This window comes from uncultured Winogradskyella sp., from assembly GCF_947501905.1.
GTDB lineage: Bacteria > Bacteroidota > Bacteroidia > Flavobacteriales > Flavobacteriaceae > Winogradskyella.
Genome location: NZ_CANMXL010000006.1, coordinates 14,616 through 30,060, shown reverse-complemented (window position 1 = coordinate 30,060; position 15,445 = coordinate 14,616). Strand labels below are relative to the sequence as shown.

The 15,445-nt window shown below is 32.8% G+C and carries 17 protein-coding genes; 14 read left to right on the top strand and 3 right to left on the bottom strand.

From position 1 onward, the window contains the following. Positions 1 to 127: 127 nt before the first annotated feature. The 5 genes from ytxJ (at position 128) to Q0770_RS13545 (ending at position 3,712) form a co-directional block, all read left to right on the top strand. Positions 128 to 514 carry a bacillithiol system redox-active protein YtxJ gene (ytxJ, locus tag Q0770_RS13565; RefSeq protein WP_299117861.1) on the top strand — a complete coding sequence of 129 codons (387 nt, stop codon included), beginning with the start codon at positions 128 to 130 and terminating at the stop codon, positions 512 to 514. Positions 515 to 672: 158 nt separating this feature from the next. Continuing rightward, positions 673 to 1,248, top strand: coding sequence for a Crp/Fnr family transcriptional regulator (locus Q0770_RS13560; protein ID WP_299117859.1), 576 nt, complete (start codon positions 673 to 675; stop codon positions 1,246 to 1,248). 200 nt (positions 1,249 to 1,448) lie between these two features. Then, positions 1,449 to 2,528 (top strand): zinc-binding dehydrogenase, encoded by a 1,080-nt coding sequence (locus tag Q0770_RS13555; RefSeq protein ID WP_299117857.1) that lies wholly within the window; start codon positions 1,449 to 1,451, stop codon positions 2,526 to 2,528. Positions 2,529 to 2,612: 84 nt separating this feature from the next. Further along, positions 2,613 to 2,993: a nuclear transport factor 2 family protein gene (locus tag Q0770_RS13550; RefSeq protein ID WP_299117855.1), complete on the top strand. Its 381-nt coding sequence runs from the start codon at positions 2,613 to 2,615 to the stop codon at positions 2,991 to 2,993. Between the two features lie 44 nt (positions 2,994 to 3,037). Further along, positions 3,038 to 3,712, top strand: a complete 675-nt coding sequence (locus Q0770_RS13545) for a ZIP family metal transporter (RefSeq protein ID WP_299117853.1) — start codon at positions 3,038 to 3,040, stop codon at positions 3,710 to 3,712. Positions 3,713 to 3,975: 263 nt separating this feature from the next. Here Q0770_RS13545 and Q0770_RS13540 read toward each other — a convergent pair whose 3' ends face one another. Then, positions 3,976 to 4,350, bottom strand: coding sequence for a thiol-disulfide oxidoreductase DCC family protein (locus tag Q0770_RS13540; RefSeq protein WP_299117851.1), 375 nt, complete (start codon positions 4,348 to 4,350; stop codon positions 3,976 to 3,978). Between the two features lie 163 nt (positions 4,351 to 4,513). On the opposite strand from Q0770_RS13540, the gene Q0770_RS13535 reads away from it, so the two are divergent. Further along, a complete protein-coding gene (locus Q0770_RS13535; protein WP_299117849.1) occupies positions 4,514 to 4,813 on the top strand; it encodes an HPF/RaiA family ribosome-associated protein in 300 nt (99 codons plus the stop codon). Between the two features lie 39 nt (positions 4,814 to 4,852). Here Q0770_RS13535 and rlmH read toward each other — a convergent pair whose 3' ends face one another. After that, positions 4,853 to 5,326, bottom strand: a complete 474-nt coding sequence (gene rlmH / locus Q0770_RS13530; protein ID WP_299117978.1) for a 23S rRNA (pseudouridine(1915)-N(3))-methyltransferase RlmH — start codon at positions 5,324 to 5,326, stop codon at positions 4,853 to 4,855. Positions 5,327 to 5,424: 98 nt separating this feature from the next. Here rlmH and nadC point away from each other — a divergent pair, with 98 nt between their 5' ends. The 4 genes from nadC to priA are packed head-to-tail and all read left to right on the top strand — an operon-like array spanning position 5,425 to position 10,106. Next, positions 5,425 to 6,282, top strand: coding sequence for a carboxylating nicotinate-nucleotide diphosphorylase (nadC, locus tag Q0770_RS13525; RefSeq protein ID WP_299117848.1), 858 nt, complete (start codon positions 5,425 to 5,427; stop codon positions 6,280 to 6,282). Positions 6,283 to 6,298: 16 nt separating this feature from the next. Continuing rightward, positions 6,299 to 7,237 carry a YihY/virulence factor BrkB family protein gene (locus Q0770_RS13520; protein WP_299117846.1) on the top strand — a complete coding sequence of 313 codons (939 nt, stop codon included), beginning with the start codon at positions 6,299 to 6,301 and terminating at the stop codon, positions 7,235 to 7,237. After that, a complete protein-coding gene (locus tag Q0770_RS13515) occupies positions 7,234 to 7,653 on the top strand; it encodes a DUF2147 domain-containing protein (protein ID WP_299117845.1) in 420 nt (139 codons plus the stop codon). Before Q0770_RS13520 ends, Q0770_RS13515 begins: the two co-directional genes overlap by 4 nt. Next, positions 7,653 to 10,106, top strand: a complete 2,454-nt coding sequence (gene priA / locus Q0770_RS13510; RefSeq protein WP_299117844.1) for a primosomal protein N' — start codon at positions 7,653 to 7,655, stop codon at positions 10,104 to 10,106. The genes Q0770_RS13515 and priA overlap by 1 nt, the downstream gene beginning before the upstream one ends. Before the next feature lie 7 nt (positions 10,107 to 10,113). Here the strand turns inward: priA and Q0770_RS13505 are convergent, their stop codons facing one another. Continuing rightward, positions 10,114 to 10,809: a LytTR family DNA-binding domain-containing protein gene (locus tag Q0770_RS13505; protein ID WP_188375274.1), complete on the bottom strand. Its 696-nt coding sequence runs from the start codon at positions 10,807 to 10,809 to the stop codon at positions 10,114 to 10,116. Positions 10,810 to 11,007: 198 nt separating this feature from the next. On the opposite strand from Q0770_RS13505, the gene rpsF reads away from it, so the two are divergent. From rpsF to Q0770_RS13485, 4 genes are all read left to right on the top strand, one after another. After that, complete coding sequence (gene rpsF / locus Q0770_RS13500) at positions 11,008 to 11,346, top strand: 30S ribosomal protein S6 (RefSeq protein ID WP_299117842.1); 339 nt, start codon at positions 11,008 to 11,010, stop codon at positions 11,344 to 11,346. Then, positions 11,346 to 11,645, top strand: coding sequence for a 30S ribosomal protein S18 (gene rpsR, locus Q0770_RS13495; protein ID WP_188375349.1), 300 nt, complete (start codon positions 11,346 to 11,348; stop codon positions 11,643 to 11,645). Before rpsF ends, rpsR begins: the two co-directional genes overlap by 1 nt. A gap of 13 nt (positions 11,646 to 11,658) precedes the next feature. After that, entirely contained in the window at positions 11,659 to 12,108 is a 450-nt protein-coding gene (rplI, locus tag Q0770_RS13490) for a 50S ribosomal protein L9 (protein WP_299117840.1), read from the top strand. Positions 12,109 to 12,220: 112 nt separating this feature from the next. Continuing rightward, positions 12,221 to 15,430: a TonB-dependent receptor gene (locus Q0770_RS13485; protein ID WP_299117838.1), complete on the top strand. Its 3,210-nt coding sequence runs from the start codon at positions 12,221 to 12,223 to the stop codon at positions 15,428 to 15,430. Positions 15,431 to 15,445 lie beyond the last annotated feature (15 nt).

Here is a 15,445-nt window from a genome sequence, read left to right as displayed (position 1 = left end):
TCTTACCAATCCCGATAGCTATCTGGATGAACGACAAAATGTCCGTAAACACTGCATTTTTAATGACTTTTTGTCTGTGTGTAAGTCGAGATTTATTTTTCGACTCAATTGAAAAAGAAAAACATATATGGGACTATTTAATAAATTATTTAATTCTTCATCTGAGCCTAAAGAAGAGAAAGTCTTGCCTTGGCAAGCCTTAACTGCGGTTAATCAATTAGCAGAAATTGAAAAACGCTCTCAAGCTAAAACTCAATTGATATTTAAGCATTCTACACGTTGCGGCATTAGCCGTATGGTGATGAATCAGTTTGTGTCTATGTATGCTATAGATATTAACGCCGATTTATACTACTTAGATTTATTAAACTATCGCGACGTCTCTAATGAAACAGGTTATAAGTTTCAAGTATTGCATCAATCGCCGCAGTTATTAATTATACGTAATGGTGTTGCTATGGCACATGCTTCGCATGGTGCAATTAATGAGCTGGAATTGGCAAAGTTTGTATAGTTTATGGATTATAAGCTTGTAAAAAACTAACTTCGCTTACTTGTGCTGAACCTGTTTCAGTATCAACTGAACTTATCTTAACGTTGTGGACATTTGAGAAAAAAAGAACAAAATCTAATCTTTAAAGTTTATTAGTGAAGTAAAAACAAGATAAATCGATGAGTATATACAAGGGAATATTGGATCACATTGCCAGATATGTTAAATTATCAGACAATGAAATTAAAGAGTTCATTTCAATATTAAAAACTACTAGAGTAAAGAAAAGACAATTTATTGTTCAACCTGGGTTTGTTTCTGAATATCGAAACTATATTGTAGAAGGCGCTGTTAGAGTTTTCTATTTAGATGATTCAGGAAAAGAGCACACTATAATTATTGCAATAGAAGATTGGTTTTTTACAGATTTTTATAGTTATTTGAATAGAACTCCTGCCGAGTATTATGCTGAAGCACTTGAAGACTCTCTCATCTTACAAATGAAATATGATGATGTTGAAGAACTTTGCGCTAGAATACATTCTATTTCTGAATATTTTAGATTATTTACGGAAAGGTCTATGGCTCATTCTTATAAAAGAACTATTTCCAATATTAGCAAAACTTCCGAAGAACGCTATTGGGAGTACGTAAATAAATACCCTCAAATAGCAAACAGAGTACCTCAGTACGTCTTAGCATCATACTTAGGCATTTCTCCTGAATCAATAAGTAGAATTCGATCACGTTCATAACTAAAAATTGATATATATCAATTTTACTCCTTGATAAAAGTCAAGCATTTTTCTTACCACTGGTCATATTTATCTCTTTATATATGACGCAATTTTGTCATGTTAATAGTTAACAAATTGAGTTTAAGTTTTACTTGACTTAGTTCTGTAAAACTAAATCGTAATCATTTCAAAAAATAAAACAAATTAAAAAAATAATTATGAAAGCAGTTGTTTATAAAGAAAGATCTCAAATTGAGGTGGTAGATATCCCAAAACCACAATTATTAAAAGATGATGATGTCATCGTACGCATTACACTAGCAGGTATATGCGGAGCAGATTTAGAATTCACTCAAAACGGACCAGAAATGGGTTTGTTTGAAGGCATGCGAATTGGACATGAATTTGTTGGTGTAATAGACCAAGTAGGCAAAGATATTCATACCCTAAAAGTTGGAGACAGAGTTATTGCTTCGGCTATGTTTATTGATGGAGATTGTTACTATTGTAAACGCGATTTACCTTCAGCATGTGATCATGGAGGCTTATTTGGAACTCCGCTTTTCGCTCAACATGGTGGCGATGATATTCAAGGAGGTCAAGCCGAATTTATACGTGTTCCTTATGGTAATTCTTCGCTATTTAAACTTCCCGAAAGTTTAACAGGAGATGAGCATGACACAAAAGTCCTTCCTCTGGGAGATAATTTTGCTACTGGCTACCATGGCGCATTAAATGCAAATATAAAGACAGGAGAAACTGTAGTTGTAATTGGTGATGGTGCTGTTGGATTAAGTGCTGTAATGGCCGCTACGCTATTTGGTCCCTCTACAATTATACTAGTAGGACGTCACGATAGTCGATTAGAATTGGCTAAAACTATAGGAGCAACTCATGTGGTAAATTCAAAAAATGAAGACCCCGTTGAATTTGTAAAATCACTTACTGAAGGACGAGGTGCAAACTCTGTAATAGATTCTGTAGGTAATAAAACAGCAATTGCGCAAGGTATGGAAATAACTCAAGCTGGGGCATCAATAAGCGTACTTGGTTTTGGTCATCTTTACGAACCAGTTGAGCAACCTTATTCATCTGCATTATTTAGAAATATAACCATTCATGCTGGTGTAGTAAATGTAGCAGCATATATGAAAAAATTGCTTCCAATAGTAGAAAGAGGAGTGATAGACCCTAGCAAAATTTTTACTAATATTTTACCACTATCAGAGGCCAAAAAAGGATATAATTTGATGCGTGATCGTTCTTCAGGAACACTAAAAGTGGCATTACGTCCTTAACATTTTCGCATCAAAAATTTAAAATCAAATACATAATTTATTATGAAGAAAATATTTTTCACATTTATCTTAATCACAATTTTTATGACACAAATACAAGCACAAAACAGCGATTTACAATTGATTGAAAATACAATCAATTATTACCTCGACGGAATGATAACGCACAACGCAGAATCTTTTGAAAAGGCATTCCATCCAAATGCCACCATGAAGTGGATAGACAAAAAATATGAGGAAGTTAATGCAGTTGAAGCATTAAGTTCGTATGTCAAAGCCAATGATCCTGTAAAGACAAAAACAAGCATTGTGGCTATAAATATATCAGGAGATGCGGCCAATGCTCAGTTAGAATTGGAATACGACACCTTTTCTTACATTGATTTTATGCATTTGCTAAGAATTGATGGGACGTGGAAAATTGTTAGTAAAACTTATTCTACAAGAGTGAAAAGCTCAAAATAATAAAAAAATAAGCAGACCCAAGTGAAATTTTTATAGATGTAATCATGAGTACGTATTTACTTCCAGTTTTTGCCATTGTTATTGGAGTTATTATTGCTTTTGTAACCAAAAAACAAAAGTCAATGGGCACTAAACTATTACTAGCATTCAGTGGTGCTTTTCTATTGGCATTAACACTTTTTGATTTATTGCCAGAAGTGTATTATCATTTAGATGCAAAGCGAACAGGATTCTTTATAATGTGCGGTATCTTACTGCAAATTATTTTAGAGTTTTTATCACAAGGCGTAGAACATGGTCATGAACACACCCTTAAAGATGATAAAAAATTTCCTTGGGTGCTATTTATAAGTCTTTGTATTCATAGCTTATTAGAAGGGTTTCCAATTCATCATCACAACGATATGATATATGGCGTGTTAATTCATAAAATTCCAATAGCCACATTAATAACTACGTTTTTATTTCATTCGAACTATAGTAAACTCCAAATTTTTAGTTTCTTACTTGTATTTACACTAATGATGCCTTTAGGCTCCTTTATATCTAATAATATAATATTAGCGTCAGAATATGTAGATTATGTTAATGCAATAGTGATAGGTATCTTTTTACATATCTCTACTACTATTTTGTTTGAAACTGGTGAAGGACATAAGTTTAATTTTTCTAAATTATTAGTGATATGTTTTGGCGTATTCATTGCTAATTTGATCTAAAAGTTCTTAATAGAATAATCAGGGCAATTGTGATATTAATGATAAAATTAAATTATTGTTAAAAGTAAGAGAGGTAAAAGAATCACTTTTTGAAAAAATGCTAATTAATATAAAACGTACCACAACAACGTATATAAGAAATAGTGGTAAGTGCGAGCCATTTGGTTTTCACTTTTTTATTATCTTTCAGTAATCTGAAAAGTGCTCTATTTTTAATCCGCAACTTTTCATATACTAGACCGATAAGCGTAACTTTATAAACTCTATCTGAAATCAATCGTACAGCTATTTGCAATACCAAACCACTTTACACGATTTTTTGATGCTGTTTTATAGATGTAATCACGTATTAATCTAGGAATAAACCCAAGTAGTGCAGCAACACGTTTCCATTTAGGTATTTTAGATATAATCTTTAAAAAGCCGTCTGAATGTGTTTTTACACCATTGTTGTCGATTAGAATAACAGTTTCTAATTGCTCAGTCGGAAATCCATATTCTCTAAGTAGTTGTTGTCCGTAAGCCGATTGAAAGGCAACAAACTGAAACAAATCTTCTGGAGCAAATTTTAATAGCCAACCTACAACGCCATTGCAAAGGTTACATTCGCCATCAAAAATTATAATATCTTTTTCCATTTTACTATTAATTAACTGGTTAACAAAACAGTAGACGTAATGACGCTAAGTAACTTTCAGTTTATATACTTTTTTAAATCTTTTTTATGATAAATGTTAGTTACTATTCCTGTTTAAAATCGTATCTTAGAGATATAAGTTTAACCCAAAAAATAGAATGACTATGACGGTAAATTTTCAGTATGTAAACACAGATGTAAGTGAAACACTTTCGCAATTCACAAAAGAAAAATTGGAGAAATTAAATAATAAATTTGAGTTTTTAATATCGGCTCAAGTCTATTTTAAACATGATGATAAAGACCACCAAGCGGGAAAAATTTGTAATATAGAATTGAGTTTACCTGGACCACGAATTTTTGCAAAATCTAATGAACGAGAATATGAATTGGCTGTAAGTGCCACTATAAATGACTTAAGACGCCAACTAGAAAAGCGAAAAGAAGTTTACAAAGTATATTAGTATTATACAAAATCCCGAAGTTATATGCTTCGGGCTTTTTTATCTATGGTGATAAGGCTCATTTTTTAATATGGTAAAACCACGGTACAATTGCTCAATAAAAAATAAACGCACCATTTGGTGAGAGAATGTCATTTGTGAAAGTCCCAGTTTACCATTGGCACGTTTATAAACAGCATCAGAAAATCCATAAGGACCGCCAATAGCAAAAATGAGTTGCTTAATGCCCGAATTAAGATGCTTCTGTAAGTAGTTACTAAATACAACAGAATCCATTTGCTTGCCATTTTCATCTAATAGAATCACAACATCAGATTTTTGTGTTTTGGCTAAAATAAGCTCGCCTTCTTTTTCTTTTTGTTGCGCCTCAGATAAATGCTTCACTTTTTTAATATCTGGAATAATTTCTAGATTAAATTTGATATAAAAACCTAGGCGTTTTTGATAATCTTCGATTAAAGAATGAAGCTGTTTGTTATCTGTTTTGCCTATGGCAATAAGTTTTATTTGCATGCTCAAATTTACAATTTCATTTTTTCTCATTCAATTCGTAATTCTAAAATCGCATATGGTAAATGTATTTGCTATTTTTACGTTAAATAAGATTACTAATGATTTCAAAAGAACAATTCGATAAAGAAATAGAACTCATAATTGCAAATGCTATACGAGAAGATGTCGGTGATGGTGACCATAGTTCTTTAGCATGTATTCCAGCTTCAGCAAATGGAAAGGCTAAACTTTTGGTTAAAGATGAAGGTATAATTGCAGGTATAGAATTTGCTAAAAAGGTCTTTACATATGTTGATGCAGATATGAAAGTTGAAACCCTAATTGAAGATGGTTCTAAGGTCAAGTATGGCGATATCGCTTTTTATGTAGAAGGTGCTTCTCAATCTATTTTAAAGGCAGAAAGACTTGTGCTTAACGCCATGCAGCGTATGAGTGCTATTGCTACAAAAACTAAAGTATTTGTCGATTTGTTAGAAGGTACAAGTACTCAAATTTTAGACACTCGCAAAACAACACCAGGCATTAGAGCGTTAGAGAAGTGGGCTGTAAAAATTGGAGGTGGTACTAATCATAGATTCGCATTGTATGATATGATTATGCTTAAGGATAATCATATTGATTTTTCTGGAGGTGTTGCTAAAGCGATAAATAAAACAAAGTCTTATTTAAAAGAGACCGATAGAGATTTAAAGATTATTGTTGAAGCCAGAAATCTTCAAGAAATACAAGAGATTTTAGACTGTGGCGGCGTTTATAGAATCCTTATAGATAATTTTAATTTCGAAGATACACGTAAAGCTGTTGCGTTAATAGGAGATAAGTGTCTTACAGAATCTTCTGGTGGTATCAATGAGAAAACAGTCAGACATTACGCAGAGTGTGGTGTTGATTATATTTCATCAGGAGCCTTGACACATTCGGTTTACAATATGGATTTAAGTCTTAAGGCTGTTTAAAAATTAAAAGCTATTTATGCCAAAATCAATAGAAGATAAGCTTAAAAAAATCCCAGGAATTAATGTTTTGGTAGGTATTTGCCTAAAGATTAAACTTCCAGGCTTTGAAGGTTTATCGCTTTATGATTTATTAGAACTATATGGTTTAGGTATTGTAAAAGGAACATTGACAACTCGTGCTAGTGCAATTGCGTTTAGTTTTTTTACTGCTATTTTTCCGTTTTTATTATTCGTTATTATTCTTATTCCAATAATTCCTATAGAAGGTTTTGATATTCAATTTTTAGATTTTTTAGAGTCTTTTTTACCACCACAGACTTCTGACTTTTTTCAAACAAATATTTTTGAAAACTTAGAGGGCAATAGTCAAGCGGGTTTATTATCGTCTGTATTTTTGTTATCCATGTTTTTGATGGCAAACGGTGTAAATGCGGTATTTTCTGGTTTTGAAAACTCATATCACGAGCAATTGACACGTAATGTATTTCAGCAGTATTTATATGCCTTGGGTATAGCTCTTATCTTGGCATTTTTAGTGTTGTTTACGGTAGCTGTTTTTATTTACACGCAAGTCTATATTATTGTACCATTAAATGAAGCTTTCAGTACTGAAGAAGCAACGAATACACAATGGATTTTAGTAGCGAAATATCTCTTTTTTGTAGTTATGGTTTATATTGCAACAGCAACATTGTATTATTTTGGGACAAAAGAAGGTAGACAAACACGTTTCTTCTCTATTGGCGCATTATTAACCACTTTGCTCATCATTTTAACCTCATATCTATTCGGAATTTATATTGATAATTTTTCTAAGTACAATGAGCTTTATGGCTCTATAGGCGCTTTATTAATTCTGCTATTATATTTATGGCTCAATTCTAATATCTTGTTATTGGGTTATGAGCTTAATGCTACATTAAGAAGACTTCATAAATTAAATAGTAAATCATGAAGCATATTTTATGGGTTATATTATTTTGTTTTACATCTAGTTTATACTCTCAGAGTATCCTTGGTAAATGGAAAACTATTGATGATGAAACAGGAAAAGAAAAGTCTATAGTAAATATTTATATGAAAGATGGGAAATATTTTGGAGACATCGTTGAGTTAATTAATCCAAAGCGGCCTAATCCTTTGTGTGAAGTTTGTAAAGGTGAAAACAAGGACAAGCCCGTTTTGGGTATGACCATTATTAAAGATATGGAATTGAGCGATGATGTATTTGAAAGCGGTACAATTCTTAACCCTTCTAATGGGAAAGTTTATAAATGCCAGCTCAAACTTGAAGAGAATAACAACCTATTACAGGTTAGAGGTTATGTAGCATTTTTTTATAAAACACAATACTGGAAACGCGTTAACTAATGACAGATTTTGTCGATGTTATATTACCTATTCCGCTTCAAAAAGCGTTTACTTATCATATTACTGAGGCTGAAGCTGGTTTTCTTAAGCCTGGAATGCGAGTTGCTGTGCCTTTTGGGAAAAGTAAGATTTATACGGCATTAGTTTATAAGATTCATAATAATCCGCCGACAGCTTATGATGCAAAAACCATTCATCAGATTCTGGATGAAAAGCCATTGGTTACCAATACGCAATTAGAACATTGGCAATGGATTTCTAGTTATTATATGTGTAGTTTAGGCGAGGTAATGCGGGCAGCAATGCCTAATGCTTTTATTCTTGAGAGTGAAACTATAATCTCTAAGGTTGAGGATACCGAAGTCAAAGATTCTGAATTAAAGGATGATGAGTTTTTAATCTATGAAGCATTAATGCATCAATCATCATTGAAGATTCAGGATATAGTTTCTATACTAGATAGAAAGAGAGTATTGCCTATAATCAATACGTTAGTTGAAAGAGGTGTGGTACAACTGCAAGAAGAAATTTATCAAAAGTACACGCCTAAATTAATACGTTATGTAAGATTACATCCAAATCATAAAACAGAAGAAAAGCTTCAAGGTTTATTAGAATTGTTAAGCCGTGCAAAAAAACAACGAGAAGTTGTTCTAAGTCTATTTCAGATGGAAGCGATGTCTAATCAACCTATAAAAGTTTCAGAGCTAGCTACACAAAGTGGTGCTTCTTCGGCAATTATTAAGGCTTTAATTGATAAGAATATACTTGAAGAGTATCATATCCAAACAGATAGAGTGACTTTTAAGGGTGAAGCTAGAACTCATGAAAAATTACTTAATGAGCATCAACAAAAAGCCTTAGATGAGATTAATTTATCTTTTGAAGAAAAATCTGTTGTGCTATTGCATGGTGTGACATCTTCAGGTAAAACGGAGATTTATATAAAACTCATTGAAGCTCAATTAAAGCAACAAAAGCAAGTACTATATCTACTACCAGAAATAGCACTAACTACACAATTAGTTTCTCGTTTGCAAGACTATTTTGGAGAAAAAGTAGCAGTATTTCACTCACGTTATTCAGGCAATGAACGAGTAGAAGCTTGGAACAATATTCTTAATAATACAGAAAAAGCACAAATTATAATAGGAGCGAGGTCAGCATTGTTATTACCATTCAAAGACTTGGGATTAATTATAGTAGATGAAGAACATGAACAATCTTTCAAGCAATTTGACCCTGCACCACGCTATCATGCTAGAGATGCTGCTATAGTTTTGGCAAATTTATTCCAAGCTAAAACCTTATTGGGAACTGCTACGCCAAGTATAGAGAGTTATTATAATGCTTCTGATGGCAAATACGGTTTAGTAGAAATTACCAAGCGTTACAATAATGTTTTAATGCCAGATATTGAATTGGTGGATTTGGCTGATAAGTATAAGCGTAAACGTATGAAAGGCCATTTTAGTGACCGATTAATTGAAGAAATGACTGAAGCTCTAGATGAAGGGTTTCAGGTTATATTATTTCAAAATAGGAGAGGTTTTTCGCCAATTGTAGAATGTACAACTTGTGGGCATTCACCACAATGTCCTAATTGTGATGTGAGCTTAACCTATCATCAGTATAGAAATCAATTACGATGTCATTATTGTAGCTATAATTCTGCAATGCTTCAAAATTGTCAAGCTTGTGGAAATATTACACTAGATACAAAAGGTTTTGGTACAGAACAGATAGAAGAAGAGGTAAAGGCATTGTTTCCTGATAAACGTGTTGCTCGTATGGATTTGGATACCACTCGAGGTAAATATGGTTTTGAACGTCTCATTACTAGATTTGAGCAACGTGAAATTGATGTTTTGGTGGGGACTCAGATGTTGACAAAAGGCTTAGACTTTAGATACGTTAAATTAGTAGGTATACTTAATGCAGATAATTTACTCAACTTCCCAGATTTTAGGGCTCATGAGCGCAGTTATCAGCTGATGGCGCAAGTTTCAGGAAGAGCAGGAAGAACAGATTTGAGAGGTAAAGTTTTAATTCAAACTTACAACCCACATCATAATATTTTACAGCAAGTTTCGACTAATTCTTATACCGATATGTATAAAGAGCAGTTAAATGATAGGTATAATTATAAATATCCGCCAATTTATAGATTAATAAAAATCACATTAAAACATAAGGATTATAACCGTGTAAACTTGGCTGCAGATTGGTATGCAAAATCCTTAAAACAATTATTTAAGACTAATGTTCTAGGGCCAGAGTTTCCACCAGTATCAAGGATTAGAAACCAATATCTTAAAAACATTTTGATAAAGATTCCTCAAAAGCAATCTTTATCAAAAACAAAAGAAGCTATCAGTAAAATACATAATAGCTTCTTGAGTATAAAAGACTTTAGGTCTGTGAGAGTAGTCATTAATGTAGATAACTACTAAATAGTATTTACATATTATTTAACGCATCAACAAGTTGCGTTTTTTTATTTCTACTCAGGGGAATTTCGTATGCACCAACTTCAACATTTTTACTATTAAAGCGGTCTATCTTATCAAGATTTACAATATAAGATTTATGGATTCTTAAGAATTTACCTTCAGGTAATTCTTTTTCAAAAGCTTTCATAGTAGATAAAACTACCAAGCTATTTTCTTCAGTAACTACTTTTACATAATCACCAAGTGCTTCAATCCACTTAATATCTCTGATATAAACTTTACGTTTTTTAAGATTACTCTTAACAAAGATGTGTTCACCTTCAGTCTCGTTAAAGTCTAATTTTAGTTTATGTTGCTCTATTGCTTTTTCAACAGCTGTATTGAAACGTTCTTTAGTAATGGGCTTCTGTAAGTAATCCGTAGCATCATAGTTAAACGCTTTAAAGGCATACTCAGTCTTACCAGTAACAAAAATAATTTGGGGCTTATTATTTAGTACGTCTAGTAATTCAAAACCATTAAGAACAGGCATTTCAATATCTAGGAAGATTAAATCTACTTTTTTAGTGTTTAATCCATTTTTAGTTTCTAATGCACTGCTATATTCAGCAACGAGATTAAGGGACTCGTGATTTTCTATAAGTTTTACGATAGATAATCGCTGAATTGCAGAGTCATCAACAACTACACAGTTTAAAGTCATAACATTCTTCATTTTTAGGTTAAGCTTCGACAATAGTACAAAAAATTCGGACAAATACCAAAAATCATCGACAAAGTGTAAAATTTATTCAAAATATCCGATAAAATGCACACTTAAAAATTAGCTATAAATAATTGGTACACTTTTAAATAATGTGTATTTTTGCACCCGTTTTAACAATAAACAAACAATTTAATTATGAATCATTATGAAACTGTTTTCATCTTAAATCCCGTTTTATCTGATGACCAGATAAAGGAAACAGTAAAGAAATACGAAGACTTTCTTGTTTCTAAAGGAGCTAAGATGATTGCCAAAGAAGATTGGGGCTTAAAAAAGTTAGCCTATCCAATCCAAAACAAAAAGAGTGGTTTTTATCACTTATTTGAGTACACTGTAGCTGGAGAAGCTATTGAACCTTTAGAGTTAGAGTTTAGACGTGATGAGCGTTTTATGCGTTACTTAACTGTAAAATTAGACAAGCACGCTGTGTCTTGGGCTGAGAGAAGAAGAGAAAGAAACAAACAAAAAGCGTAATTATGGCATCTATAGATCAACAAGCAAAAGGAAAAAAAGATGGTGAGATTAGATATCTTACACCATTAAATATAGAGACTTCTAAAACTAAGAAGTACTGTCGTTTCAAAAAGTCTGGTATTAAGTATGTAGATTATAAAGATCCAGATTTCTTATTAAAATTTGTAAACGAGCAAGGAAAATTATTACCAAGACGTTTAACAGGAACATCTTTAAAGTACCAAAGAAAAGTTTCTGTAGCGGTAAAAAGAGCTAGACACTTGGCATTAATGCCATATGTAGCTGATTTATTAAAATAAATTTATCATAACAATGGAACTTATATTAAAACAAGACGTTGAGAATTTAGGATTTAAAGACGATATTGTAACAGTTAAGAACGGTTATGGTAGAAACTTTTTGATTCCTCAAGGACAAGCAATTTTAGCTACAGTATCTGCAAAGAAAGTTTTAGCAGAGAACTTAAAGCAACGTGCTTATAAAGAGCAAAAATTAATTGATGATGCTAAGACAACTTCTGACGCATTAAGCAACTTGGAAATTAAAATAGCATCTAAAGTTGGTACTGGAGACAAATTATTTGGATCTGTAAACAATATTGATGTAGCTGACGCTTTACAAAAACAAGGTCATGACATTGAAAAGAAATATATCAATGTTATTGGAGGTAACGTAAAACGTTTAGGAAAATACAATGCAGTGATAAGATTGCATAGAGAAGTGATTGTAGACTTACCTTTTGAGGTGGTTGCTGAAAGTTAATAACTTCCACTTTTCAGTTAATAATTATAGAAAGCTACCATATGGTAGCTTTTTTTTTAGTCTTAACTTTACGTTAAACAATCATTAACAAACTAAAACACAACAACTCGTAATGAAAAAATTTCTTTCTCTCCTTTTTTTAGTTGTTATAACTTTTGGTTACTCTCAAGTAACAACTTCTAATATTAAAGGATTAATTCTAGATGAAAACTCGGAGCCCTTGCCAGGTGCAAATGTGATTGCTATCCACACACCAACAGGGACCAAGTACGGCGCTGCTACCAATATTGATGGTCGCTACAACTTACTTAACCTAAGAGTGGGTGGTCCTTACACAATAACTATTAGTTATGTAGGATTTAAGGATAAAGTATACAATGATGTATTTCTTGTATTAGGTAAAACAGAAAATATCGATTACCAAATGACACCAGATGCAGAAGAGCTTGATGCAATTATAATCACTGGCTCTGTAAATGGAACTTTTAGTAGTGATAGAACTGGCGCAGAAACAAGTGTAGGACGTAGAGAATTAAGGACTTTACCTACTATCTCTAGGTCTGCTGCTGATTTTACTAGACTAGAACCTTCGTCAACAGGTAATTCCTTTGGTGGTAGAAATGACCAGTTTAATAACTTTTCATTAGATGGTTCAATATTTAACAACCCTTTTGGTTTAGATTCTCCAACACCAGGAGGTCAGAGTGGTGCACAACCAATTTCACTAGATGCTATAGACCAAATACAGGTGTCTATTGCGCCTTATGATGTAAGACAATCCGGTTTTACTGGTGCAGGTGTAAATGCCGTTACTAAAAGTGGAACTAACGAGTTTCATGGAACCGTTTATGGATTTTTTAGAAATGAAAGTCTTACAGGTAATAAAGTAGATGGAGATGATGTTTTACAACCAGATTTAGAACAGAACCAGTTTGGTTTTAGTATTGGCGGACCAATAGTGAAAAATAAATTATTCTTCTTTGCAAATTTTGAAAAAGACCAACGAACGGATTTAGGAACTAATGGATTCTTACCTAATAGAGGTTTAGGAGTTGCGGGTGAGTCTAACGTTTTGGCTTCAGACTTGCAATTAGTAGATAATATTCTTAGACAAGTGTCCATTGGGAATGGCGAATTTTATAATCCTGGTGCTTTTGAAGGATTTACGTATGATAGTAATTCTACAAAAGGAATTTTAAAATTAGATTGGAATATTAATGACAAAAACAGATTGGCATTTATCTATAATTTCTTAGAAGCTTCTAGAGAGCAACCAGCGCATCCATCGGCATTGGGTTTTAGAGGTCCAGGACCAAACCAATTGCAATTTCAAAATACAGGTTATAGAATTAATAACAATATAGATTCTTTTCAATTAGAATTGAATAGTGATTTAGGAGAAGGCATTAGTAATAAATTACAGATAGGTTATACAGTTTTTGATGATTTTAGAGATGCATTATCTACACCAGCGCCTACTGTTACAATTACAAATAATGGTGCAAATTATATTATTGCAGGACATGAGCCATTTTCAATAAACAATAGATTAGATCAAAAAGTATTTCAATTTACAAACAACTTAAACTTTGTAAAAGGAAATCATACCTATACAGTAGGTGTGTCTTACGAAAAATTTGAATTTGACAATTCATTCAACCTTGGGGCTTATGGCGCACAAGGTGTATTTTTTCCAACTGCAGATATTCAATCGTTTAGAGATGCTGCTGGTAACCCGGTTGCAGAAGCAGGTCTAGTAAGTTTTTATCAAGGTTTATTTAATAGTGCAATAGCAGCAAATAGTTCTCTTACTGCTGCTGGTACTGGTAATCCAGGTGGATGGGCATTAGCAGAAACTAATGTAGGTCAATTGGCTTTTTATTTACAAGATGAATGGAATGTTACTGAAGATTTTAAACTGACTTATGGTGTCCGTTTTGATAGACCTTTATATTTTGATACTGCTGAAAAAATTAGAGAAAATATTAATAGAAAAGGTGGTGTATTTGACCCTAATACTTTTGCTGGTGGTACATACCAGCCAACAATAGATTACTTTGACCCAGATACAGGACAAACAATTAACTTAGATTCTGAGCAATTGCCATCTAACAAGCCTCTAGTATCTCCAAGAGTTGGTTTTAACTGGGATGTAAAAGGCGAAAATAAAACACAAGTACGTGGTGGTACAGGAATCTTTACTGGACGTTTTCCTTTTGTATGGTTAGGAAATCAAGTTCAAGGTGTAGATTTCTTTTTCTATCAATTAGTTGATCCAGATTTTAAATGGCCACAAGTATGGCGTACAAATGTTGGTGCCGACCATAGGTTTGATAATGGTATAACCTTAAGTGCTGATGTATCTTACACAAAAGATGTTAATGGAGTTCATGTCCAAAATTGGGCATTAAACAATCCATCGGGTACTTTACAAGGTGTAGATAACAGACCAGTTTACGAAGCAAGTGATATTGCAACTAATGAGTTTGGAGGATCAACTAATGCGTATGTGTTTACTAATGATGATCAAGGACGTGTATGGAATGTCACTTTAAAAGCTTCAAAAACATTTGATAATGGTTTGTACACAAGCTTAGCTTATAATTATTTAGATGCTAAAGATGTAAACTCTATTGAAGCAGAGATTACTGGAGACGCTTTCGCAGGTAATGCAATTTCTGGTAATGCTAATGATGCTGTATTATCTAACTCACGTTATGGAGATAAGCACCGTTTTATTGGTGTTGCATCTAAGAAATTTACTTATGGCAGCAATGATAAATTTGCAACTACATTCTCCACATTTTTTGAGTATGCTAGAGGTGGCCGTTATAGCTATACATATGGAGGAGATTTAAATGGTGATGGTTCTAACTTTAATGACTTAATATACATACCAACTTCGGCAGAAGTTCAACAAATGAATTTCTCAGGCGCTGGTCAAGCTGCTGCTTTTGAAGCTTTCATTGGTCAAGATGATTACTTAAGTGATAATAGAGGAAGTTACGCTGAACGTTATGGCGCGTTATCTCCGTGGAGAGGTCGTTGGGATATTAAAGTGTTACAAGACTTTAATTTTAAAGTAGGTGGAAAGACTCATACACTTCAATTAAGTGCAGATGTTCTTAACGTTGGTAACTTAATTAATAGTAATTGGGGCGTAGTAAAAGTACCTAACAGTATTCAACCGCTGGGTGTTTCTGTAGATGCGAGTAATAATCCCACATATACTTTTGATGGTAACCTAACTGAAACATTTAGCGCAGATGTAAGTCTTTTATCTAGATGGCAAGCACAGTTTGGTGTGCGTTACATTTTCTAAGAAAATAGATATAAT

Bases quoted from the DNA above. Each gene is read 5' to 3' on its own strand.
- ytxJ (WP_299117861.1), top strand. From the start codon at position 128: ATGGGACTATTTAATAAATTATTTAATTCTTCATCTGAGCCTAAAGAA.
- Q0770_RS13560 (WP_299117859.1), top strand. From the start codon at position 673: ATGAGTATATACAAGGGAATATTGGATCACATTGCCAGATATGTTAAA.
- Q0770_RS13555 (WP_299117857.1), top strand. From the start codon at position 1,449: ATGAAAGCAGTTGTTTATAAAGAAAGATCTCAAATTGAGGTGGTAGAT.
- Q0770_RS13550 (WP_299117855.1), top strand. From the start codon at position 2,613: ATGACACAAATACAAGCACAAAACAGCGATTTACAATTGATTGAAAAT.
- Q0770_RS13545 (WP_299117853.1), top strand. From the start codon at position 3,038: ATGAGTACGTATTTACTTCCAGTTTTTGCCATTGTTATTGGAGTTATT.
- Q0770_RS13540 (WP_299117851.1), bottom strand. From the start codon at position 4,350: ATGGAAAAAGATATTATAATTTTTGATGGCGAATGTAACCTTTGCAAT.
- Q0770_RS13535 (WP_299117849.1), top strand. From the start codon at position 4,514: ATGACGGTAAATTTTCAGTATGTAAACACAGATGTAAGTGAAACACTT.
- rlmH (WP_299117978.1), bottom strand. From the start codon at position 5,326: ATGCAAATAAAACTTATTGCCATAGGCAAAACAGATAACAAACAGCTT.
- nadC (WP_299117848.1), top strand. From the start codon at position 5,425: ATGATTTCAAAAGAACAATTCGATAAAGAAATAGAACTCATAATTGCA.
- Q0770_RS13520 (WP_299117846.1), top strand. From the start codon at position 6,299: ATGCCAAAATCAATAGAAGATAAGCTTAAAAAAATCCCAGGAATTAAT.
- Q0770_RS13515 (WP_299117845.1), top strand. From the start codon at position 7,234: ATGAAGCATATTTTATGGGTTATATTATTTTGTTTTACATCTAGTTTA.
- priA (WP_299117844.1), top strand. From the start codon at position 7,653: ATGACAGATTTTGTCGATGTTATATTACCTATTCCGCTTCAAAAAGCG.
- Q0770_RS13505 (WP_188375274.1), bottom strand. From the start codon at position 10,809: ATGACTTTAAACTGTGTAGTTGTTGATGACTCTGCAATTCAGCGATTA.
- rpsF (WP_299117842.1), top strand. From the start codon at position 11,008: ATGAATCATTATGAAACTGTTTTCATCTTAAATCCCGTTTTATCTGAT.
- rplI (WP_299117840.1), top strand. From the start codon at position 11,659: ATGGAACTTATATTAAAACAAGACGTTGAGAATTTAGGATTTAAAGAC.
- Q0770_RS13485 (WP_299117838.1), top strand. From the start codon at position 12,221: ATGAAAAAATTTCTTTCTCTCCTTTTTTTAGTTGTTATAACTTTTGGT.